17 protein-coding genes are annotated in these 22,876 nt (G+C 60.9%); 8 read left to right on the forward strand and 9 right to left on the reverse strand.

Annotated elements, in window-relative coordinates; translation table 11 throughout:
* Nucleotides 1-302: 302 nt before the first annotated feature.
* The 3 genes from ACYU81_RS17820 to ACYU81_RS17830 all read left to right on the forward strand — a co-directional run bounded on the left by ACYU81_RS17820 (nt 303) and on the right by ACYU81_RS17830 (nt 4,682).
* Nucleotides 303-1,469, forward strand: coding sequence for a DUF2157 domain-containing protein (locus tag ACYU81_RS17820; RefSeq protein WP_460989034.1), 1,167 nt, complete (start codon nt 303-305; stop codon nt 1,467-1,469).
* Complete coding sequence (locus tag ACYU81_RS17825; RefSeq protein ID WP_460989035.1) at nt 1,466-2,029, forward strand: GDYXXLXY domain-containing protein; 564 nt, start codon at nt 1,466-1,468, stop codon at nt 2,027-2,029. The genes ACYU81_RS17820 and ACYU81_RS17825 overlap by 4 nt, the downstream gene beginning before the upstream one ends.
* Nucleotides 2,030-2,159: 130 nt before the next feature.
* Nucleotides 2,160-4,682 carry a TonB-dependent receptor gene (locus ACYU81_RS17830; protein WP_460989036.1) on the forward strand — a complete coding sequence of 841 codons (2,523 nt, stop codon included), beginning with the start codon at nt 2,160-2,162 and terminating at the stop codon, nt 4,680-4,682.
* A gap of 143 nt (nt 4,683-4,825) precedes the next feature.
* Here the strand turns inward: ACYU81_RS17830 and ACYU81_RS17835 are convergent, their stop codons facing one another.
* From ACYU81_RS17835 to ACYU81_RS17865, 7 genes are all read right to left on the reverse strand, one after another.
* Nucleotides 4,826-6,529, reverse strand: coding sequence for a cation acetate symporter (locus tag ACYU81_RS17835; protein WP_460989127.1), 1,704 nt, complete (start codon nt 6,527-6,529; stop codon nt 4,826-4,828).
* Nucleotides 6,529-6,861, reverse strand: coding sequence for a DUF485 domain-containing protein (locus ACYU81_RS17840; RefSeq protein ID WP_449469843.1), 333 nt, complete (start codon nt 6,859-6,861; stop codon nt 6,529-6,531). The genes ACYU81_RS17835 and ACYU81_RS17840 overlap by 1 nt, the downstream gene beginning before the upstream one ends.
* A gap of 124 nt (nt 6,862-6,985) precedes the next feature.
* A complete protein-coding gene (locus ACYU81_RS17845) occupies nt 6,986-7,999 on the reverse strand; it encodes a helix-turn-helix transcriptional regulator (RefSeq protein ID WP_460989037.1) in 1,014 nt (337 codons plus the stop codon).
* 490 nt (nt 8,000-8,489) lie between these two features.
* A complete protein-coding gene (locus ACYU81_RS17850; RefSeq protein ID WP_460989038.1) occupies nt 8,490-10,973 on the reverse strand; it encodes a TonB-dependent receptor in 2,484 nt (827 codons plus the stop codon).
* Between the two features lie 30 nt (nt 10,974-11,003).
* Complete coding sequence (locus ACYU81_RS17855) at nt 11,004-12,167, reverse strand: hypothetical protein (protein WP_460989039.1); 1,164 nt, start codon at nt 12,165-12,167, stop codon at nt 11,004-11,006.
* Between the two features lie 25 nt (nt 12,168-12,192).
* A complete protein-coding gene (locus tag ACYU81_RS17860; protein WP_460989040.1) occupies nt 12,193-13,134 on the reverse strand; it encodes a ribokinase in 942 nt (313 codons plus the stop codon).
* Complete coding sequence (locus ACYU81_RS17865) at nt 13,131-13,628, reverse strand: RpiB/LacA/LacB family sugar-phosphate isomerase (RefSeq protein ID WP_460989041.1); 498 nt, start codon at nt 13,626-13,628, stop codon at nt 13,131-13,133. The genes ACYU81_RS17860 and ACYU81_RS17865 overlap by 4 nt, the downstream gene beginning before the upstream one ends.
* Before the next feature lie 127 nt (nt 13,629-13,755).
* Here ACYU81_RS17865 and ACYU81_RS17870 point away from each other — a divergent pair, with 127 nt between their 5' ends.
* The 4 genes from ACYU81_RS17870 to ACYU81_RS17885 all read left to right on the forward strand — a co-directional run bounded on the left by ACYU81_RS17870 (nt 13,756) and on the right by ACYU81_RS17885 (nt 18,714).
* Nucleotides 13,756-15,084, forward strand: coding sequence for an MFS transporter (locus ACYU81_RS17870; protein ID WP_460989042.1), 1,329 nt, complete (start codon nt 13,756-13,758; stop codon nt 15,082-15,084).
* Between the two features lie 28 nt (nt 15,085-15,112).
* A complete protein-coding gene (locus tag ACYU81_RS17875; RefSeq protein WP_460989043.1) occupies nt 15,113-16,066 on the forward strand; it encodes a sugar phosphate isomerase/epimerase family protein in 954 nt (317 codons plus the stop codon).
* The gene (locus ACYU81_RS17880) at nt 16,063-17,310 is read left to right on the forward strand and encodes an FG-GAP repeat domain-containing protein (protein ID WP_460989044.1); all 1,248 of its coding nucleotides are present in this window, start codon (nt 16,063-16,065) and stop codon (nt 17,308-17,310) included. The genes ACYU81_RS17875 and ACYU81_RS17880 overlap by 4 nt, the downstream gene beginning before the upstream one ends.
* 117 nt (nt 17,311-17,427) lie before the next feature.
* Nucleotides 17,428-18,714: a glycerate kinase type-2 family protein gene (locus ACYU81_RS17885; protein WP_460989045.1), complete on the forward strand. Its 1,287-nt coding sequence runs from the start codon at nt 17,428-17,430 to the stop codon at nt 18,712-18,714.
* A gap of 16 nt (nt 18,715-18,730) precedes the next feature.
* Here ACYU81_RS17885 and ACYU81_RS17890 read toward each other — a convergent pair whose 3' ends face one another.
* Nucleotides 18,731-19,402: a FadR/GntR family transcriptional regulator gene (locus ACYU81_RS17890; RefSeq protein ID WP_460989046.1), complete on the reverse strand. Its 672-nt coding sequence runs from the start codon at nt 19,400-19,402 to the stop codon at nt 18,731-18,733.
* 190 nt (nt 19,403-19,592) lie between these two features.
* On the opposite strand from ACYU81_RS17890, the gene ACYU81_RS17895 reads away from it, so the two are divergent.
* The gene (locus ACYU81_RS17895; protein WP_460989047.1) at nt 19,593-20,660 is read left to right on the forward strand and encodes a TolB-like translocation protein; all 1,068 of its coding nucleotides are present in this window, start codon (nt 19,593-19,595) and stop codon (nt 20,658-20,660) included.
* A 48-nt stretch (nt 20,661-20,708) separates the two neighbouring features.
* Here the strand turns inward: ACYU81_RS17895 and ACYU81_RS17900 are convergent, their stop codons facing one another.
* On the reverse strand, nt 20,709-22,865 hold the full coding sequence (locus ACYU81_RS17900; protein WP_460989048.1) for a beta-galactosidase trimerization domain-containing protein: 2,157 nt from the start codon (nt 22,863-22,865) through the stop codon (nt 20,709-20,711).
* Nucleotides 22,866-22,876: the final 11 nt, after the last annotated feature.

The following is a 22,876-nucleotide window of genomic DNA, read 5'->3' on the forward strand; positions in this document are numbered from 1 at the left end:
TTATTAACCCGAAAGTTAAGATTAAGCAATTTCCCCTCGATGCCGTGGTCGCCGCGAGGATCAGCCGCGTGACTCGGACGGCTAGAATGCCACTGGAGCTGCCAAGGATTTTCGGGCATGCTGGCGCATGCTGACGTAGGGGGCTTACGCGGTTGAAATATCTTGATTTCATCTCGTCTGTTCCTCCGCCTGCATTGCCGATCGGTGCTTAGGGCTATCTTCTGATGGTTTCCGATTCCAGTGCGCCCAAGATCCACAGGGTGGAATGGAATCACCCAGCCGCTGAACAGGGGGAATAAACCATGTCCGAACGGCAGTTGAAAGCGTGGCAGGACGCAGGGCTGATCGACGCCGATGTTGCCGAACGTATCCGCGCGTGGGAGTTGGCCCATAGTCGGCCTGTTGGATTGTGGGCGATCGTCGGCCTGGGTGCGTTGACGATCGGGTTGGGGATCATCTCCGTCGTCGCCGCGAATTGGGACGCGATACCCGGTGAGACGCGTCTGGCGATCCACTTCGCCCTGATGACCGGCTTTGCGGGGCTGCTATGGTGGTATCTGCCGAGGGCAGCGGCGAAGAACAATTATTTCAGCGATGGATTACTGTTCGTGGCTGCGGTTCTGGGTCTCGCCTTCTTTGGCCATGTCGGGCAGGTGTATCAGACCTCCTCGCCGCTCTGGCAGCCGCTGCTGGCATGGCTGGTTATTTTTTCGCCGCTGCTGCTCCTGTTTGGAAGAGGCTGGCCGATCGCGGGCCTTTGGCTGGCAGCGGTAGTCGGCACGGCATGGTCTCACGCCGACGAATATGGTCATGCGTGGGCATGGGGGCAGCATGTGCCCCAACCCGCCTTTCCAACACTCTATTGGGGCCTGATCGTTTGCCCGCCCATGGTAGTGGCTGCCTTCGCCGCGTTCATGCGGGACCGGAGCGACCGGCCCGCCTTCTGGCGCTTGCTGGAACAATTGGCGATCAGCGTGATCCTTGCGGGCATCAGCATCGCCATCATAGCGGGCGGCTGGGGCAGCCGAACCCACGCTGCCCTCGGCAGCATCGCCATACAGAGTCTGGCCCTGATCGGTGCCGCCGCGATCATATTCCGCGTCACGCCCACACGATCCGGAACAGCGACGGCGGGGATATTGGCCGCTGGGGCGCTGCTGCATTTGGCGCAGGCCTTGCTGGTCGATCTGCACGGCCCGATCCGCAGCCCTTGGATCGGAGCGTCATTCTTCGTCATGCTGTGGGGTGCCGTGGCCGCAGCGGCCATCTTCGCCCACTGGCGGCGGCTGTTCCAGGGGGCGATCGCGCTGGTAGCCTTGCGCATCATCATCCTTAGCTTCGAACTTAATGACAGCCTGCTTGAAAGCGGGGCGGGCCTTATATTTTCCGGGGCTTTCGCCATTGCGGTGGCGTGGTCGACTGTCCGTATCTCGAAACGCTATGCACCGGCGGGAGGGATGGCGGCATGAAAAGGCTTGCGGCATCGCCCCGCCTTCTGCTCGCTGCCGCCCTGCTGCTGCCGATCATGGCCTTGGCTTACAGTTGGATCGCGACCTATCGCCTTGCGCAGCAAGGGCAAGAATGGCTCATTCCTATTCGGGGTTATGATCCAAGGGATTTGCTGCGCGGGCATTATATTCAATATCAATATGACTGGCCCGTGGATACTTCGCGCGACGGTCACAACGGCGACAAGGCTTCCTTTGATGCATCGCTTGCACCTGAATTATGCATTCAGGGCACCGCGCCGCATATTGCCAGGGTTCGCCAATTAAATCCCATTCCAGGTCGTCCCGATGCTCAGCAAATAACGGGGTGCGCGATTATCGTTCGTGCTTCGATTGGCACGCGGCGCGAGGTGCGGGGATTGGATTCCGGCATATTGTTCACGTCGCAAGCTAATGTGATGTCTTTGTCGCGCCGATTGGCGGACGCGGACGCGCAAGGTCTGGTGCGCGTCAGGATCAGGCCGGATGGGGTCATGCGGCCGGTAAGTCTGGAATTCGGAAAGCGTCAGCACCCAGATTGATCATTCTTCCTGCAATAGTGACAAAAGTGCATCACAATTGTGCATTGCTCAATTGCGTAGTTTGTTTCCATATTCTACTCTGAAGATCGACCGCCTGAACAAAGGCGGCGAACTAAAATAGGAGGGGATTTTGAAGAAGCATTCCGCACTGCTTTTCAACAGCGTAGCATCATGCGCGGTTCTGATAGCCACACCTGCCTTGGCGCAGGACGCGTCAGGCACCCAACTCGGTGCAACCGCCGACATCATCGTGACGGCTCAACGCCGCGCCGAACGTGCGCAGGATGTGCCCATCGCGATTACGGCTTTTTCGCCCGAACGCCTTCAGCAACAAAACATCACCCAGTCGCAGGATCTGAACGCCAGCGTCCCGTCGCTGGTCGTCGGGTCCGCAGGGCAGGGTTCACGCGACTCCCAAACATTTACGCTGCGCGGTCAGGGGGCCACGTTCCAGGCGTCGCCAGGCGTCGTCCTTTACCTGAACGAAGTGCCGCTACCTGCGCCGATCACACTCAGCCAGCAGGGCGGACCCGGCAACTTCGTCGATCTTGAAAATCTTCAGGTGCTCGCCGGCCCGCAGGGCACGTTGTTCGGCCGTAACACGACTGGTGGCGCGATCCTTCTCGTGCCGCACAAGCCGACGAACGACTTTTCCGGCTCGCTGCTTGCGAAATATGGTAATTACGACGCCAAGGAGATTGAGGGCGTTATCAACGTGCCCGTGGTCGAGGACAAGCTGCTCGTTCGCGTCGTCGGCGCCTATCATGATCGCGACGGCTATACCCATGACGTGATCTGGAACAAGGATCGCGACGATACGCATTGGTATTCGGGACGCATCGGTATCACCTTCCGCCCGACCGAGCGCATCGAAAATTACCTGATGGCCTATGGCTCCCACTCGCGCTTCAACGGCACGGGGCTTATCCATAAAGGATTCAATATCGACGGCACCGCCGGTCTGGCTCAGTTGCAGCTCTGCTCCAACACGCCGATCGCGACAAGCGGGCCATTTTCGTGCGACGTCTATCGCGCGGCCACGGCTCAGGCCGACGCGCTCGGCCCTCGCCAGACCGCACACGGCATTGATGATTATCAGAAGACCAAGACTTGGGGCATCACGGATACCCTGTCCTTCGACCTCAACGACGAACTCGTCCTGCGCAACATCGTCAGCTATCAGAAGTTCAAGAGCTTCTACCGTTATGACGGCGACGGCACCGTCTTGCAGCAATATGATGTCGATCCCTACAAGCTGCCCGCGCCGGGACAGGTTACGCTTCCGGGCGTAGGCACGCCGGTCGTCTATAATAATACGTCGCCTGTCACGCTCCCGCGGGACAGCTACAAGCAGTTTACCGAAGAATTCCAGATCCAGGGCACCTACCTGGACAACAAGCTGACCTTCACGGCGGGCGGCTTCTACTACAGCCAGAAGCCTGACGGCGATCAGGCAGGCAGCGCCATCAACTATTGTCCGGCGGGTCTGACTGGCACCCCTCTTCCGGGTATCCCGCCCGCCTGCGTAGCCAACGCAACACCGGGCTATGTCGCGACGACCTCAAAGGCGCTCTATGCGCAGGGCACGTTCGATTTCGGGGCGATGACGCCGTCTCTTGACAGCCTGCGGCTTACCGGCGGTTTCCGCTATACCTGGGACAAGATCAAAGGCTTCTCGCAAAGCTATACTCCGACGCTCACCGGACAGTTTATCTGCTCGGCGGACTCGACGTTGGTGGACGCGATTTCGGATTGCAACTTCACCGCTTCGCTGAAGAGCAAGGCGGCCACCTGGCTCGTCGGGCTGGATTACAAGCCGGTTCGCGACCTGATGGTGTTTGCCAAGGTCAGCCGTGGCTACAAGGCAGGCGGGTTCAATCCTTACGCGGTTCGCGAGACCACCCGTACCTTCGAACCGGAAAAGGTCACTTCCTATGAGGCGGGGTTCAAATCGGACTTTCGGATCGCCAGCGTGCCTGCCCGGTTGAATGCTTCCTATTATTACCTGAATTACCAGAATATCCAGAAGGCAACCGGGGATTTCAATCCCGTAACCTTGGCCAGCGGCGCGCGGATCAACGCGGCGAAGGCCCATGTTTCAGGTGTCGAGGTCGACGCGTCCATCCGGCCGTGGAAGCCGATCGAGATCGGTGGCAATTTCAGCTATACGCGCTTTAAATATACCGAATATACTTTGCCATCGAACGGCTTCCTGGCGGATTGTTCCGGCACGGCGCTGCCGCCCGGGACGCCCACGGACCTGACCTGCCTGCCCGGTCAGTATGTCGTGCCCTACATCTACAGCTTCCACGTGGCGGTGAACCTGCCCATCGCGGAAAGGCTGGGAGACCTCTCGTTCTTCGTGAACTATGCGCATAATTCGTCGCAACATACCGAAGCAACGGTCGTTGCGCCGCAGCAGCCGGGCGAGAAGCTGGACGCCTTCGGCTTGCTGAACATGTCGCTGGATTGGAACAACATCGCAGGTTCCGGCCTGGATGCAGGCTTGTACGTCACCAATGCCACGAACAAGCTCTACCGGATCAGCAACACGGACGTCTACCAGGGCGGCTCGTTGCTGTCCTGGGCAACGATCTACGGTGAGCCGCGCATGTATGGCCTCAAGCTTCGCTATCGTTTCGGCGGAGAATAAGGCTTAAAAAATGGGACGGCGGCCATGACGGCCGCCCCCATTCAGTATCCCCGGCCGGTTCAACAGCGTTTGCGTTGGACCGGCCGATCTGTTCCGGCAACAGTTGCCTTAGGGGATGTGGCCCATGGCGCCGGAAGCCCCGATCAGTGTTCGCTAGCGGCGAAGGCGCCGATGCCGGTCTCGGCCCGTACACGCTGCGCCGCATAGCCAGCCCTGTCGATCGCCCCGCGTGATGAACGATCGAAGTGCGAGATCAGCCAGATAGCAAGGAAGCCGGCCGGCACGGAAAATATCGCAGCAGAGCTGTACGGGAAAGGAGCCGGACCAAGGTTGAAGGTGCTTGTCCAGACCGTCGGCGACAGCAACGTGAGGATGAAAGCGGTAAGCAGGCCAATCGTGCCGCCCATTGCCGCACCACGCGTGGTGCAGCCATTCCAGAGAAGGGAAAGGATCAGGACGGGGAAATTACCCGACGCGGCCAATGCGAAGGCCAGGCTGACCATGAAGGCCACATTCTGCTTTTCGAACAGGAGACCGAGCAACACCGCCAACGCGCCCAGCGCGAGCGTGGTCAAACGCGACACGCGCAATTCGTCAGCCGGGTTCGCCTCGCCATATTTCAGCACGGTTGCATATAGGTCATGGCTGATCGCGGAGGCAGCCGACAGGGTCAGCCCCGCGACCACCGCAAGAATAGTCGCAAAGGCGACCGCAGATATGAAGCCGAGGAAGAGATTCCCGCCGATCGCATGGCCAAGATGGATCGCCGCCATATTGCCTCCACCCCGCAGCGCGCCTCCGGCATCCAGATAGGCAGGCTGCGTCCCGACTAGCACGATCGCACCAAAGCCGATGATGAAGGTGAGGATATAGAAATATCCGATCCAGCCGGTCGCCCACAGCACGGATTTGCGCGCTTCCTTTGCATCAGGCACTGTGAAGAAGCGCATCAATATGTGAGGCAAGCCCGCCGTTCCCAGCATCAGCGCGAGGCCGAAGGAAATCGCGGACACTGGGTCCTTGATGAAGTTGCCCGGCGCCATGATCGAACGCCCTTTATCAGCAGCATCGGCAGCGCTGACGCCCGCATCGAATGCCCCAGTCGTCTTGACCTCAACGGCCCTAGCGAAGAGCGCCTCCAACGAGAAGCCGAACCGCGCCAGCACCATCACGGCCATGAAGGTGGCGCCGCCCAGCAGCAGCACGGCCTTGATTATCTGGACCCAGGTGGTCGCGCGCATGCCACCGAACAGGACGTAGAGCATCATCAGCGTGCCAACGATCACCACTGCAACCGCATAAGGCAGGCCGAACAGCAATTTGATGAGCTGTCCTGCCCCCACCATCTGTGCGATCAGGTAGAAGCTGACGACGAGAAGCGTGCTGACCGCTGCAAAGCTGCGCACCGGCGGCTGGGCAAAGCGGTAGGAGGCTACATCGGCGAAGGTAAAGCGTCCGAGGTTGCGCAGCCGCTCCGCCATCAGGAACAACAGGATCGGCCAGCCCACCAGAAAGCCGGTGGAATAGATGAGCCCGTCATATCCGTCCAAGTAGATCTGTGCTGAAATGCCGAGGAAGGACGCGGCCGACATATAATCGCCCGCCATCGCGAGGCCGTTCTGAAAGCCGCTAATGCCTCCGCCCGCCGTGTAGAAGTCCGAAGCTGTGCGTGTGCGCGCAGCCGCCACCTTCGTGATCCACAACGTCAGCCCGACGAAGGCGACGAACATGCAGATCGCGATCCAGTTGACGGGTTGGCGTTGAGCCTGTCCTTCCAGCGCGGCCGCAAAAGCGGGGAGCGGGGCCAGCGTTATCGAAGCCAGGGCGATCGCTAACAAACTCCCCATCACGCGCTATGGTCCTTTCGGCGGTGTTCCTGAAGAATTGCAGCCATTTGTTCGTCATGATGACGATTGGCGTACGCGACGTAGATTCCGGTAAGCGCGATCGCCAGAAGGATGAGGCCAAGGCCGACGGGTATTCCGACCGACGTCACGCCACCAGCAATCGGTGCGCCAAGCGCTGCCTTGTCGAAGGCGATCAGCAGCAGATAGCCGACAAACGCAAGGAAGATGATGGCGGACAGCCACCAGCCAAGACGCGAGCGCCTTGCTACCAGGTCAACATAACGCTGATCGGCCGCCACACTGGCGACCAAGGCATCCTCTCGCGCATTCATCACACTGCTCCCCCCTGCAATATCATCATGCTAGGCGCGGCGTCCATGATTGCAATAGCGTCTGCCCAATTTGGAAGACCTTCACGAAGCGCGGGAGTCCGCCGCTTGGAGCGTGAAAGCAGCCTCACCCGTCATCTGCTAGCTGGAGCAATTTGCGGCGGAATTCGGTTGGGGCCATGCCAGTCCATTCGCGACAGGCACGACGCAGCGCGTTGGAATCGCACAGGTCGAGCCGTTCGGCGATGTCCTCTATCGACAAGCGGCTGTTGGTCAGCATGTCGACGGCCATTTCGTGACGCAGTTCGTCCCGGATCGCACGGAAGGAGGTGCCAGCGCTATGCAGCCTGCGCCGCAGCGTCATCGCCCCCACGGCCAGGTGCCGCGCCAGTTCTTCGAGTGAGGGGAGCTTGCGCCTTTCCCGCAATGACATCGCCATGAAGTGACGCGAACGGCGAACGATTTCCAGCGGATCCTCACCCGACCGCAACCCGAACAGGAAATTGAGCGTCGGCAACGCTTCGCAATCGGCCATTGTGCGGATAACCGGCTGATCGAGGAGGGAAGCCGCAAAGCGCATTTCCAGCTGGTCTGCGTCCAGCAGCAGATCGAACGGCAGTAGTTGGCCGTCCAGATGCCGTCGGGCGAATTCAGGGAAATCGAGAGCCAGTGTGCCTTCCAACGGCTTGCCGATGAGCCAGCTGAAAATGGAGTGGAACATCAATTGGCCGTGCAGAATGACGATGAAGTCCATTTCTTCATCATCGCTGCGCGCACCCGTATATGACAGGCAGGCCTGTCCGCCTGTCCGCTTCAACGTCATGTTGCCCATGCGCCCGTCGATCGCCAGCAGCAATTCCTCCGTTCGCATGATGGCTTCGCGCAGGGTGCGGCTACCGACCAGGCAGTAGAAAAGCAGGCGCCAGTCGCCACCGCGAAATGGGAGCCGTCCGGTGGCGTAGGCCTGCATATCGGACAGTTCCACGCTGGCACGGGACGACAGCTTTTGCAGGCTGGCGATGTCCAGCGACGGGAGGGTGGCGATCAGAAACCGGTCGAGCGGCTCGTCAAACCCGTTGACCCTCAAGACGCCGACCGCATTTCCCCCGCGTCGTGCGATAAGGCGAAGAAGGCGCGCCACGATGTGATGGCCTGGCTGCCCGATGTCGCTTGAAAGCGGGCCACGGCCTTGATCGCATCCTCCTCGGGGCGCGGCTTCGTGCACGACGATCTTGTCCATCATCCTCTCTTCTCGCCGCCAAGAAAATCTAACGATGTAAGGGAGTCAATGAGGGGCATGGTCGTGCCTGTTCCACATCATGGAATTGGACAGCGAAATATTTGATCTACCCACCGGATTCGGTGTGAAGATGAGCCGTGCTTTAAAGGGGGCGTAGCGCCCGGATAGATTCCGGGCGCTACTGCGCGCGGTGGCAGACGACTGACCAACCGCCTTTCCGAGCGCTCAACCCGAAAGATCATCGGCGCACTTCAATGCGTGAATTCGCAAATGTTGCGTGGGAGGTCTTAAACAAAAAAGGTTCAGCGCGGCGTCGCTGAACCCTGAGTTTGGGGGAGACGTAGGCAGTCGCGACCGGGGGATCGCCTTAAGCAATCCCCCGGCCAGTCGATCACCAGTTGAAGCGCAATGTCGCACCAAATTCGCGCGGCGCCGTGATGTTCGCCACGCGATAACCGGAGTCGAACGGTAGGGTGCCGAACGATTCCAAGCCAGGCAACGCGCCGGTTGCGACCTGGAAGTTTCCTTGCGACACGCGCTGTGCGCGGGTCTGATCGAGCAGGTTCTTCACGAATAGGTTCAGTTCCCAGCGATCTTCGCCGCGCAGGCCGACGAACAAATCGATCTTGGTGAAGTCCCGATAGGTGTAGTTGCTGTTTTCTGACTTGAACCCCGGACGATAGGACAGGAGCCCGCGAATGAACGGGGTTAGCGAGCCCATACCGAACCGGACTTCGCCATTGCTGGACAGGCTGAACTTCGGAACGTCCGCGATACGATCGTTACGAGCGCAGACCGCGACTTGCTCGGTCCCAGGAACGCTGGGCGTGCCGATCGAATCCGGGACGCCGTCGCCATTATAATCGTTACAATAGAGCTGGGCTTTGTCGTAATGCGCATCAGCATAAGTGGCGTTCACGTTAAAATCGACCCACTGCGAAGGTTGAAAGCCGAGTTGGACCTCAACGCCCTTGCTGATGGCATCGCCAAAGGTTGGTAGTGGCGCCGTCGCTGTATCAACAGCACCGGGGACACGGGACGAGTTGGTCGTAAGGCCCGGTGCAAAGTCCACATAATTTTTGAACTTCTGGTAGAACGCCGCGATGTTCAGCGTAACTTTACGGTCGAACAGGCTGGATTTCAGGCCGACTTCAAAACCATCCGACGTTTCGTCAGGGGTTTGAAGATATTGCGGATCAAGCGGTGTCGAAACGCCCGTTGCTGCAACCCCCGGACGGAAGGACCGGCCGTAATTTGCATAGACATTCAGATCCGGATTGACCTTCCAGCTGATAGATGCCCCCCCTGTCAAGGCACTTGGCCTCACCACGCTTGGAGTGGTGGTGTCGACGCCAATGGCCGGGATGATCAGCCGCTGCGAACGCGTCGTCTTGCCCCAGCTCTGGCGCAGGCCTCCGGTGATGGTTAAGCCATCGACCACCTCATAGCCCAGCAGACCGGACACCGCATAGGACTTGCTGAGGATCGGCAAGATTACGGATACATCGACAGGGAACACGAAGATTTGCGGAGGCACTGGGCCGGGGCCGGTCATGCCGGGGAAGATTGAGCCGAACGGATCGGTGAAGAACGCGTCGTTGCTCTGATTGACGCGCACATCGTTGAACTTTGAATAATCGTAGTTCGCCGCAATTGCCCAATTCAGGCGTGAGCCGTTAGGTGATTGGAGGCGAAGCTCCGTCGTCCATAGATCGTAAGGCGTGTGTACATGCTGGTTCAGCTGATAACCGGGAACCGCATTGCCTTCGTCCTGGTCGCGTTGCTGTTCCAATCGCGTCTTCTGGTAGCCACCATTGAATACCAGTTCACCCCAGCTAAAATCATAACTGGTGTTGAGCGTGAAGAGGTGTGTTTCGTTGGTAAACCGCAGCGCACCTTCGCTGACTGCTAGACGATCATTCAGGCTGATCGCGGGGCCGCTGCGCAGCGGGAAGAAGCTATTTGGGCTGGGTTGATTGCCTGGGCCGAATACCGCGCGGAACGGCCGTGTGTCCGTCCAGAGATACTGATAGACAAGGTCCGCGCGGAAGTCGGATGACGGCTCCCAGGCGAGTGAAATACGGCCGCTCATCGTTTCGTTGTACGATTTGCGTCCGTCGATATTCTTCACCTGGCCGCCACGGTTGCGGTCATAGAGAAGCGCGCCGCGGATAGCGAGGCTGTCCTGAATAATAGGCACGGAAGCCGCACCCTGGAAGTTGGTTGCGTGCAGATCACTGGCCGCGGCCTGCGCATAACCGGTCGGCTTGCTCAGGTCTGGACGGGCGGAGCCGATAACGATTGAGCCTGCAGGTGAAACCTTGCCGCGGAATAGGCCTTGGGGACCACGAAGAACCTGAATCTGGCCGATGTCGTAGATTGCGCTGAAGAAAGTGTTGGGATCGACGTCGATTTCATTGAAATAGACTTGGACCGCGTCGCTCGACCCGCTGTCAGGATTGAACGAAATGCCGCGCAAGGTCGCGATATTGCTGCGTCCGTCCCCATTTTCCAGCGTAAGGCCGGGAACAATGTTCTGAATTTCCTTGACGTCGAACAGGTTGAGCTTGGCGACGTCCTGTCCCGACACGACATTCACCGCCAACGGCGTTTGCTGTAACGTCTCGCTACGACGTGTCGCTGTGACGATGATCTCGGCAGCACTTGGTTCGGCAGCGCCTTGCTCAGCTTGCTGCGCAGCGGCGCCGCTGGCAATGGCCAGCCCGCAAGCGCAACTCAACAGCTGTATAAGATGACGACCTCTTGATCTCTTCATAGTCCCCTCCATTTTCACCCCGAAACCTTTTGTTCGGACATTGAGCGATTCAGGGTTATATAAGAGCGAGAACATCCCCAGAAGTGGCCATTCCACCATGTGGAACGGAATCACGAATTCTAATCATCTTCAGTTCTTGCCGAACGTTCCGATATAGAGTCCCGCCTGATGGCCCGACTTTCCGGAGGGGTCCTTGATCGCGAAGGCAATGCGGCGGCCGTCGGGGGACACCGTCGATTGATGCGCCTGCGCGCCGGACGGGCTGATGTTGGTCAGCGCCCGGCGTGATTTGCCATCCATGGTGATGACGAAGATATCGAAGCCCTTGCCGGAATTCGCCGCGGCGATCTCCGCTGCACGGCTTTCGCCCTTGAAGCGCAAAATCTGCTCGACGCCCGGCCTGATATGCCCGCTTATTCCGCGATAGGGGCCATCCGGATCGGAATGAATATTCGCTTCCTCCAGGCCATAGCGTTCGTCGGGAAATACGTGGGTTTCGTTATGGGAGGGAGTGGCATAGACCTTGCTCACTGCCTTGGTCGCGATGTCGACCTTATACATTTCGCTGTCCAGCGCCGCCATTTCGGTGGTCCAGAACATGACGCTGCGCCCGCCATCGATGAAGTCATAGGCCTCGGGGAAGCTTGCCGGGCCGGGCTGGCCGGGGCGGTAGCTATAGGCGGCCTGCATGTCGGCAAGCCGCGCGGTCCTGCCGTCACGAACCAGCCGGGCCACGGTCAGGTCCAGGCCAGTCGCCGAAGGACGCGACCAGGATAGGTTGATCGATCCATCGGCGTTGGGTTCACGCGCTATGGCGATGTCGCCCATCGCCCCACTGTTGAGCGAAACCGGACGGGCCAGCGACTTCGACATCCAGAACAGCTGGGTCCGGGTGGCATCGGCCGCGCCGCCGCTGCCCCCCTTCATGCCCGGCGCCGCTTCGATCAGGAAGCTGTTGTCGGGCAGATAAAATATGCGGGTGACGAACTGCGTTTCACCGAATTTACAGGTGAGGCAACGCACTTTTTTCGTGCGTACGTTGATTTCATACGCCGGGCTGTCGACCAGATCGTCTTTGGTGAAGGCAATGCGACGGCCATCGGGCGACCAGTTGGGCCGGTTGCCCCAGTCCAGGAGGCGTTCCTGATGGAAGAGGGCAGTCAGATAGTCGATTTTCGTATCCTTGGCCGTGGCGGCAGGCGCTGCCGTCAGCGGCAGGACAGCGGTCAACAGCGCCGCGCTCAGAAGTTGAGCAGCAATGCTGGACTTCCTGCGCTTGATAAGGTTCGTCACGTTCAGGCTCCTTGAGTTCAATATTCTAGCTGGTGTGTGCAATGGCCGTATCCAGACCATGCAGCACGGCAATGCGATCCGGGATGGAGGCCGCCGCGCCGAGTGACTGAACGGCGATCGATGCCGCCATGTTCGCCTCCGCCGCAGCATGTTCGATGCAATCGCCCCGCGCGAGACCGGCGGCGAGATAACCACAGAAACAGTCGCCTGCCCCGGTTGTATCGACCACAGCCGTAGGCCGTCCCGCGATGCGCTGGACGCCGCTGGCCGCAACGATCGCCACGCCGTCCGCGCCCAATGTCACCAGCAGCGTCTGGCGATGTTCCAAGCCAAGCAAGGTTTTGCTTGAAAGCAATCCTGCGTTGTCCAGCACGGGGATGCTCCCAGCACCCGTCAGCAAGGCCAACTCGCTTTCATTGACAATCAGCAGATCGCAGAGCGGCAGCAGCTGGCGCGCAGCGGTTGATGCGGGCGCAGCGTTGAGGATGGTGCTGGCTCCAGTGGCGCGAGCATACTGAAACAGCGCTAACGTAGCGGGAACGGGCGTTTCCATCTGGGCGAGGCAGACATCATCCGGGCCAAGATCAATCTCGGCGAAGGTGGCATCGACATCCGCATTTGCCCCGGCGACATGAATGATCTGATTGTCCTGCGGCGATGTCGCCACCAGCGCGCAACCGGTGGGGGAGGAAGTGGTGCGCACCCGGCTCACATCGATGCCATGATCGGCAAGCGCCGCGACCATCTGCGCGCCGTCCTCGTCCGCCCCGACCGCGCCCAACAGGATGCAATGCGCACCCGCACGCGCTGCGCCGACGGCCTGGTTCGCCCCTTTGCCGCCCAGTTGACGCGTCAGATTTGTCCCCGACACCGTTTCACCCGCGCAGGGCAGACGCGGAGCGGTGATCAGAAGGTCGAGATTGACGCTGCCCAGCACCACGACCTTGCCCGCGCGCGCCGTCGTCATCCGCCTTGCTCCAGCGATGCGAGCTTCGCGACGCGGCGGCGGAAATGTTCTTCGTCGCTGAACTGCGCGGCCAGGAAATGGCGGATGATGTCGAGGGCTATCTGCGGGCCGGTGATCCACGCGCCGATGCACAATACATTGACGTCGTCATGCACCACCGCCTGCCGCGCGACATAGGTGTCGTGCGCGACAGCGGCTCGGATGCCGCGAACCTTGTTAGCGGCGATGCATGCCCCAGCGCCCGTGCCGCACAGCAGGATGACGCGATCGGTCTCCCCATCCAGGATGGTTTGTACCGCCCGGCGGGTAATGTCGGGAAAGTCGACAGGCTCTTCCGACTGCGCGCCGACGTCGATGATGCGGCCGCTGTGGCGGCCTAGCAGGTCCAGCACTGGCGGGCGCAGCGGGAAACCGGCATGGTCGTTGGCAAAGCCGATGACGTCCCGGAAAGGTATATGCTGTTCGTCCCCCGACAATGTTTCTGGCTTCTGCATCGATCCCCCGAATTCCCCGCCAGTGCCGCTTTCGCAGCATTTCACCGACAGAATCGAACCTGCCCACTGGCGCTTTGATTGCACTGTGGTATTACCAGTTTGGAATCCGATCAAGGGGGAGGACCGAATGACGCGTGGCAGGGAGGAAGCGATGGGGCGTGGAAGGTTGGCCGCCTTTTGCGTCACCGCGCTCGCGATCCAGGCTTACGCGACGCTGGTCACGGTGTTCCTGCCCGAATTCTACGCCAATGCGCTGGCTCTGCCGGTCGGTGCGGTCGGCACCGCCTTCATGACGGTGCGGGTGCTGGACCTGATGATCGATCCGCTGCTGGGCGGTATGATGGATGCGACGCGATCGCGCTGGGGGCGCTACCGTCCCTGGCTGGCGGCGAGCGCGCCAATTCTGATGCTGTCGACTTATGCCCTGTTTCAGGCGGAGCGAGGGGTCGGCATGGCTTATCTTTGGGTGTGGCTGTTCATCGCCTTCATCGGCTTTTCGATGATCGTGCTGTCGCATCTGGCCTGGACGGCGACCCTGTCCACAGGATCCACGGAGCGGACGCGCATTTTCGCCTGGTGGCAGGTTTTCGCGACGGCAGGGCAGTTTTCGATCCTCGCCATATTGCCGGTGGTCGCCAGTGCCTATCCCGGCGATCCAGGGGCCGGCATGCACGCGGCGGGATGGGTCATGATCGTGTTGATCCCCGGCGCGATCTTGCTGGCGCTGCGGACCACGCCGGAAAAGCCACCTGCGGCAGGTGCTCAGGCCGCGCTCGCGATACGGGATTATATCGCGTTATTCTCGCAAGGGCCGGTCGTTCGACTGGTGCTGGCCGATCTGCTGATCGCCTTGTCCACGGGCGTCGCCAATGCGGTGGCATTGTTCTTCTACATGGGGCAGCTTGGTTTCGATCGGGCAGCGGCCAGCACCCTGATCCTCATCGCCTATGCCGCCGCCTTTGCCGGGACGCCATTGTTCGCCAAGCTGGCCGGGCGGATCGGCAAGGCGCGGGCGTTGCAGGCGGGAGCGTTGATCCAGGCGTTGCTGCAATTGGGGATGGCGATGCAGCCCGCCAATTCCTTCTGGCTGACGGCGGCCAATGTCGCGGCGCTCGGCCTGTGCATCCCGATCGCCTGGTTCCTGCCCCGTGCGTTGATGGCGGACGTTGCCGATGCCACCCGTGCGCGCTTCGGGGTCGACCGTACCGGGCTGCTCTATGCGACGCTCAATGGATCGATGAAGCTGGCGTTGGGGCTGGCGGTGGGCCTAGCCTTCCTGTTGCTCGCCTGGCTCGGCTTCGATCCTGGCCATGCCGGTGACCCGCGCAACGCCCTGCCGCTGCGTAGCTTGATCGGCATCGTGCCAGCGCTCTTTTCGCTGGGCGTAGTCCTGTGCATGATGCGCTACCCTGAAACATCCCTGCGAGAGGCGAGCCGCCAGGCCGCGCTCGCCTGAAACTTCGAAAAGCTGAAAGAGATTGCCAATGAACCGTCGCGACCTGCTCAAATCCTCCGCCCTGTTGATGCTCGCCGCTGCGGTTCCTGCTGCCGCGCGACGGAAATCTGCCTCGCTACTGGGGGAAGATGGTCCGGGCGTGCAGCTCTATATGTTCGAACCCGACCTGCACCGTGACCTTGACGGTACGCTTGCCGCGATCGCTGCGGCAGGTGTGCGATCGGTGGAGCTTGCCTCGCTGCACCGTAATACACCGACACAGTTCCGCGCCGCCCTGGACAAGGCAGGTTTGAAATGCCGCAGCGCCCATGTCGCTGCTTCATCGTCGGTGCCCGGCGCGAGCGGGCTAAACTTCGACAATATGGACAAGCTGGTCGAGGATCTGAACATATTGGGATCACGCAATGCCGTGCTGCCGTTGTTCCAGTTCCCCAAGGACCCGAAATGGGGTCCGCCGGTGTCCTTCATGTCGCTGATGAAGCCGGGCGGCCCGCCGGTGCCAGCCGAGCGCTATGAACGCATGGCCGACTTCCTCAATGAAAAGGGTTCCGTCCTCAAGAAGCATGGCATTCGCATCGGCTATCACAATCATAATGGCGAGTTGGCTCCGCTCAGGGAGAAGACCGGCCTTCAGATCCTGCTGGAAAAGACCGACCCGCGCATCGTCGATTTCGAAATGGATGCGGGCTGGCTGGCGGCGGGCGGGCAGGACCCGGTCGCCTGGCTCAAACGCTATCGCGGGCGCTTCACCCAAATGCATGTGAAGGACATCGCGGCGGGAACCGAGGTTAATTATCATATGCAACAGAAGCCGACGGAGGTGGGATCAGGCACGATGGATTGGCCCGCCATCCTGAAGGCGGCGCAGACTGCGGGCGTGCGCAACTTCTTTGTCGAGCAGGAGCCCCCATTCTCCGGCGCGCGCATCGACTCGCTGAAGAAGAGCCTTGCCTACCTTCACACGCTGGAGACTGCACGATGAACTGCCGCCTGATGACCCGCACGGCAATCTTCGCCTCACTGATCGCCGCAGCTGTGCCGGGACAGGCGCAGGATGATGCGGCGTCAGCCCGGCTGTTCGACGATGTGACTGACACGCATGTGCCCGTTTCCAAATATCTCCACGCGCTGGACGTCGCGCTGGTGGATGTGGATGGCGATGGCGATCTGGACGCGGCGATCGCGGTCGAAATGGGTGCGAACCGGCTCTACATCAATGGTGGGCAGGGCCACTTCACCTGGAAGCAGGGCGCGCTCGGCACCAAGGCGCATGATACGGAACATGTGCTGTCCGCCGACTTCAACCGTGATGGCTGTCCCGACCTGATCTTCGTCGCGGAAGAGGACCATGCGCACCAGCTGTTTTTAGGCGGACCGGGGGGCGAATTTACCGACGCGTCGGATCGGCTGCCGAAAATGAGCGAGGGCAATGGTCTTGCGGTGGGCGATGTCAATGGTGACGGCCTGCCGGATATCGTGATCGGCAATTCGGGGGAGGAGCGCTGGAACAAGCCGCGCGCGTCGGGGCAAAACTTCCTGTGGCTGAACGATCCCAGACAGCCCGGCACTTTCATTGATGCGACGGCGACGAACCTGCCCGCTTATGAAGACGATACGCAGGACATCGCGCTGGCCGACCTGGACGGTGACGGCGACCTCGACATGGTGGTCGCGAACGAAAGCCCGCCCAACCGCGTGCTCATGAACGATGGCAAGGGGCATTTTCGCGAGGCGCCCAAGGCGCTTCAGCTTCTCACCCCGCTGGAAACGCGCGAAGTGCATGTGTTCGACGCCAATGGCGACAAGCGTCCGGACATTCTGCTCCTGAACCTGACCAGCAACAACAAAAAGTGGGACAAGGATCCGCAGGCGCGGTTGCTGATCAACAAGGGGCGGGGCAAGTTCCGTGACGAAACCAAGGCGCGCCTGCCTGCCAACCGCTTTTCCAGCTGGGGCGGGATGGTGATGGATTTCAATCATGACGGCCATCCCGACCTGATCGTTGGCGCGATCGACGTGCCGGGGTTCAAGCCGTTGCAGCTGCGCGCCTATGCCAATGACGGGAAGGGCCGCTTCACCGACGTGACGGCTTCGGTCATGCCTGCCGCGACCGTCGCGCGCAGTTGGAGCATGGCTAAAGGCGACGTCAACGGAGACGGCGTGGAGGACTTGTTCGTTGGCAGCTGGGGCACGCAGGCGCGCCTGCTGCTGGGCAAGCGCAAATAAGGGGTGGCCGCCTTCCTGTTCCGCCAGGCGGAATTGCAGTTTCCGTGTAAGTTGTAAATTGCAGCTTTCATTGCCGATTTGTAAGTCCAGTGCAGAACGGCGGCGAGGGAACAGGTTTTGGCGGACGACGGGGAGATGAAAGAGGCGCGGATCGCGCTGGCGCGGGAGATGTTCGACGTCGCGCTGTCCGCAGTATCTGCGGAGCGATGCCTGCCTTCGCATATGCCATCCCCGCCGAAAGGACGGCGGCTGGTGCTTGCCGTGGGCAAGGCGGGCGCGGCGATGGCGGATGTCGCGCTTCGCCACTCTCCACAGGGGACGCAAGCGATCATCCTTACGCCCTACGGCCACGGCCTGCCGCCAGGAACCTTCCCCGCCGACGCCCTCGTGATCGAGGCCGGGCACCCCTTGCCCGACGAGCATGGTCAGCGCGCGGCGCAGATGATCCAGGAAGCCGTGCGAGACCTTGGCGAAGAGGATCAATTGCTGGCGCTGATCTCTGGCGGTGGCTCTGCGTTGTTGGCATTGCCGGTCGATGGTGTATCGCTGGATGATAAGCGCCGCGTGACGCGCGAGCTGCTGTTTTGCGGCGCTACCATATCGCAGATAAACTGCGTGCGCACGCATCTGTCGCAGGTCAAGGGCGGGCGTCTGGCTGCGCTGGCGCATCCCGCGGAGGTCGTCACATTGGCCTTTTCCGACGTGCCGGGCGACGATCCGGCCCTGATCGCTTCAGGTCCCACCGTTGCCGACCGGACGACACTGGCAGACGCGCGGCGGGTGATCGAACGCTATCGCATCACCGTTCCAGACAATGTGATGACAGTGTTGAGCGACGACCGCCACGCCACGCCGCGTCCGGGGTCGCCCGAACTCGCGCGGGCCGATACGCGGATCGTCGCGCGCAACCGCATGGCGCTGGAAGCCGCAGGGGAAGTCGCCAGGGCGGCGGGATACAAGCCCGTCTATTTGGGTGACGATCTGGAAGGGGACGCGACCGAACTCGGCATCGTCCACGCTGCGCTCGCCCTGCATCATCAGCGGAAGGGCGGACGCTGGGCGCTGATATCTGGTGGCGAAACCACCGTGCTGGTCGGCAATCCGTCAGGTAGTGGCGGGCGCAACAGCGAATATATGCTGAGCCTCGCCATGTCGCTGGACGCCGCGCCGGGCATATCGGCGCTGGCGTGCGATACCGATGGCATCGATGGCGTGGGCGGCCATGCGGGGGCCATCGTAGATGAAAGCACTTTGGCGCGGGCTCGTGCCGCGGGCATGTCGGCCAGCGGTATGCTGCGCGAAAATAACAGCTTCGGATTCTTCAGTGCGTTGGAGGATCTGGTGTTTACCGGGCCGACGCGCACCAACGTCAATGATTTTCGCGCTATCCTGATCGACGGGTGAGCCCACATGCGGAACGTCAGTCGGCGGGAGCCCCATGAATTTTCCAGGCCGCGCCGATAGCGAAATGGCTGAGGATCAAGTCGTCCGCCATCAGCGCGTCGCCCGCGCGGACAGCTTCATAGATGCGGCGGTGATGATCAACCAGATATTCCCGCGCCATCGGGCTGTCCGCAATGCGTTGGCGCCGTTCGACATGGGATCGTTCCAGCAGGTGCGTGATCGTGCCGTAGACGGTAGACAGCGCAGGTGAGTGCGCAGCCGCGACCAGCTGCGTATGGAAATTGAGGTCGGCATGACCACCTTTGGCGACATCGCCGATCGTCGCTTCTATATCCTCCAGTGCCTGTTCAAGGTTTTGGCGATCTTCTTCCGTAGCGCGGGCGCAGGCCAGCCGTAGCGCCTGCCGTTCGAGCGCGATCCGCACCTCGACAATATCGTCGATGATTGCCGGTTGCTGCGCCAGAGCGAGCGAGAAAAACTCGCCCAGCACCGATGCATCGGGAACGCGCACGGTGCTGGCGCGGCCGTGGCGTGTTTCCAGCACGCCGATCATCTCCATCGCCCGCACAGCTTCGCGCACGGCCGGGCGGCTTACCCCTAGGCTGAGCGCGAGTTCCCGCTCGCCCGGCAGGCGGTGACCGGTCTGGACGCCGCCATTCACCAGCAGATCGCGCAAATGGGCAAGCACCCGGCGATATCCGGAACTTTCTGGCTCTGAGGCTAGAGTGGCGCACTCCATGGTCATCGTGCGGCTTTATCGCCCGCAAGCGCTGCTGACCAGTGGTTAGTCTGGCTGTCCACATAGTGAAACGGCAACAGGCCCTGCTTGACTTATTACGACCATCACGTTGCTTGCGCAGGGACAAGGAGACAGATCGATGAAGGCAAAATATCTCTCGTTATCCGTCATGCTCGCGGTGCTGCCCCTGTCTGCGCTTCCCGCGCAGACCTTTACGCGGGGCGAGGCCGTTCCTGCTGCGATGCCGCTGGGGAACAAGCCGGGCAATCCAATTCAGGACATGCCGCCTGGTCAACGGCTGATTTCAGCCTTCGGGGAGCGGCCGGTCTTTTCACCCAAGGGCGACAAGCTGGCTTTCATTGGCAAATCCTACGGTGACGCTTTCGAATATGACATGACGACGGGGCATACCCGCAACTTGACAGGCCATGCGCCGAGCGAAGGTTATTTGCGGGTGCATTATCTTGCTGATGGCAGCTACGCGCTGCTCGGTCCCCGTATATTGGGAAAGACAAGGGAAGAGACGCGCCACGGCCGCATCGAACTATTCTGGATGGACCCGCAGGCGATGCGCGCACCAGTGCCACTGGGCATCACGGTGTTCGAAGGGATAGCGCTCAGCCCACGCAGCAACATGATCGCCTGGAGCCAGGTAAAGCCTGCAGCAGGTGGCAAACCAGCATCGACCACCATTTATACGGGGCGCGTTGCCGTTAACGCGCAATCAGCGAAGTTGGAAGATGTACGGGAAATCGTGACAACGACTGAATGCTTCGTCGAAGCGCAAGACTTCCTGCCGGGCGATAAGGGGCTGGTCATGCCCTGCTATGGTTTTGGCAAGGGGCCGACGGGCGTGGAGACAAAGGTGTTGTCCGTAGATTTCGCGACCAAAAAGATCACCGAATATCCGACGCCTTCCACCCTTTATGGCGAGGTCGAAGGCATCTTCCCGGATGGTAAGCGGACATTGGTGGAATGCGCACAGGACCGCGCTAAAGGCATGGATCTGTGCGTCCTTGATCTTGATCCAAAGAAGCCGCGCTACACGCGCATGACGAACATCGTGCAATATGGCGGATGGAAATATGGCAATCCGGTCGTGCGGCCCGATGGCCGGATGATCGCTGCCCAAGTGGGATCTGCGGACGTGATCGACGCGGGCGTGGGGCAGGGCATCGTATTGATGGACCTGGCGCCGGACTTTTGATCGTAGCGGGTTGGGGAGGAACTGAGAGTTGCCTCCCCAACCCCGCAATCAAGCAAGCGTCAACTGCACCGCTTCGAACGTATCGATCGGCGGCAGATCGAACCACAGATGGTCGCCATCTCCATTCCGTCGCTTACCCTTTCCCGATTTTCCCGCCACCAGCATTTGCGCCGTGCTGCCCACTGATCCGCGCACGCCCAGCTTCAGGCCGTGGGCGATGACGGGATCGCCATAATGGGTGTTGCGCTGGCCCGAATAGTTGATGACATGCACCAGCATCTTGCCCGTCGCGAGCTGCTGCATCGCCATCATCTCCATCGGTCCCGGCCCTTCCAGCACCAATGGCGGTGGCGGTGCATAGCGGGCGATCAGGCTTTCAAACAGCACCCGATGTGCATCCAGCCCATCGCGATAATAAAGCAAGTCGGGCAGCCAGGGGATGTGCACATGGTGCCCCTTGCCATAGGCCATGACCAGCGCGCCAGCGTCGGCGCGCGCCGCTTCGCCCGGTCGCGCATAGGAAAATTCGGGCGGGCCGAAACGCTGATCGGGCGCGAAGGGGATCAGGCTCGACGCGCCGCTGCGCGCTGTGACGGGGAAGAAGTCCGCATCGATCGGCATGCGGCCGGGTCCCATGGGGATGGCGGCCTTGCTCATGTCGAGCGACCAGCCATGGCCATCGCGCGGCTGACCGAAGCTGCTCACCGGGCTGGACTTCATCGCCGAGCCGGAGCGCGGCTTTCCCCCTTGCCCCTGTGCGCCGGTATAGCCGGTCGCGATGAGCAGGCCGCCGGCCTCGACGAAGGCGTCGAGCGCATCGGCATCCTCATCGCTCAAGGTCATGATATGCGGCATGATGATGACGTCATAGGCTTTGTCGCGCGTCGCGTTGCGCACCTGCATTCCGTTAGTCATCCAGAAGGGGAGGCGGGCATCGACCAGCGCCTGATAGGCCCCGCGCTGCGCACCGGTGCCATAGCGCGCCAGCCCGGCGCCGGGGGACTGGAAGATTGATCCCATATTGTAGATTGCGACGCGGGCAGCCGGGGTCAGCCCGGCATAATGCTGTTCATTGGCGGCGTGCCAGTGGAAAAGGCGCGAGACGGGAGGCAGAAACCGAGGATCGTCCTGATCGTTGAGCGTCCCCATTAGATAAAGGTCGAGCTTGGCGCCCGTGCCAAGCGCCTGCGCGAAACGCAGCATGTGGTTTTCGGTGCTTTCCGTCACCTGCCGCCAAGGATAGTCGATATGCGCAGTGGAGGTTGCGGAAAAGGCCTTGCCCGGCGCAAGCGCCATGAGCGCCCGTGTCTGTTCGCCCATGGCGTATGGCCATTCGGGCGCCTTGCGCGACACCCGGCGCTGCACCTCTCCGCGCGCAACGACGCCGCCGAAAAAATCCATCAGTGGCACATGGGGCCGTGCCGCCTCGATGACTGCGCGTGCTTTTGCGGAAAGCTCGGTCATGACGCGTGTTTGAAACTGCTGATAAGCATCCCAATTGGGATCGGTGCCGTCTTCGGTTTCGGGCAGGTCCAGCTTATACAGGTCCCGAAATCGTCGCTTGCAATTGTCGCATACGCAAATGCCATGATCGACATCGGAATAGTCGGTGCGGACGAAGCCGGTCATGTTGAAGAACATGCCGTCTACATCATGGCGTTCGACCCCTTCCTTCAATATCTGAAGGCTGTAATCCTGCGCCCAACCGCCATTGGGGCAGGCTTGGTAGGTCCCGGCATATTCACGCGGACTGCCATCGCGGTTGCGCATGAACCATTCGGGATGTGCGTCATAGGCAGGCCTCATCGCCTTGGACAGGTCGAAGCGGCCGATATAGGCCAGCCCTTCAGCATGGGCGGCGGCGACCATCTCGCCTGCGAAATCGTTTCTCAGATAGGGGTTGCGATAGTGGAGCGGCAGCTCAGTGGGGTAGAAGGCAACGATCCCGCCGATGTTCGACACGATCATGTTCGCACCGAAGGCGCGGGTTTGCCGGGCGATCTCTCGCGGATCTTCCAGGGCGTCGATTTCGCGCAGGTTGGTTTGGACTATGCGATATTCATGCTTCCACCATTCGCGCCGATTAAAGCCGCCGATGTTCAGGGCGGACCAGGCCGGGCCGGGAATGGCGCTCATCATAGCTGCCGTCGGCAAGGCGCGTACGAGATCGCGGCGCGAGATCCCGCCGTTCGCTTTCAAGTCCATCCTCCTCAAGC

The organism is Sphingobium sp. TomTYG75 (genome assembly GCF_054771635.1).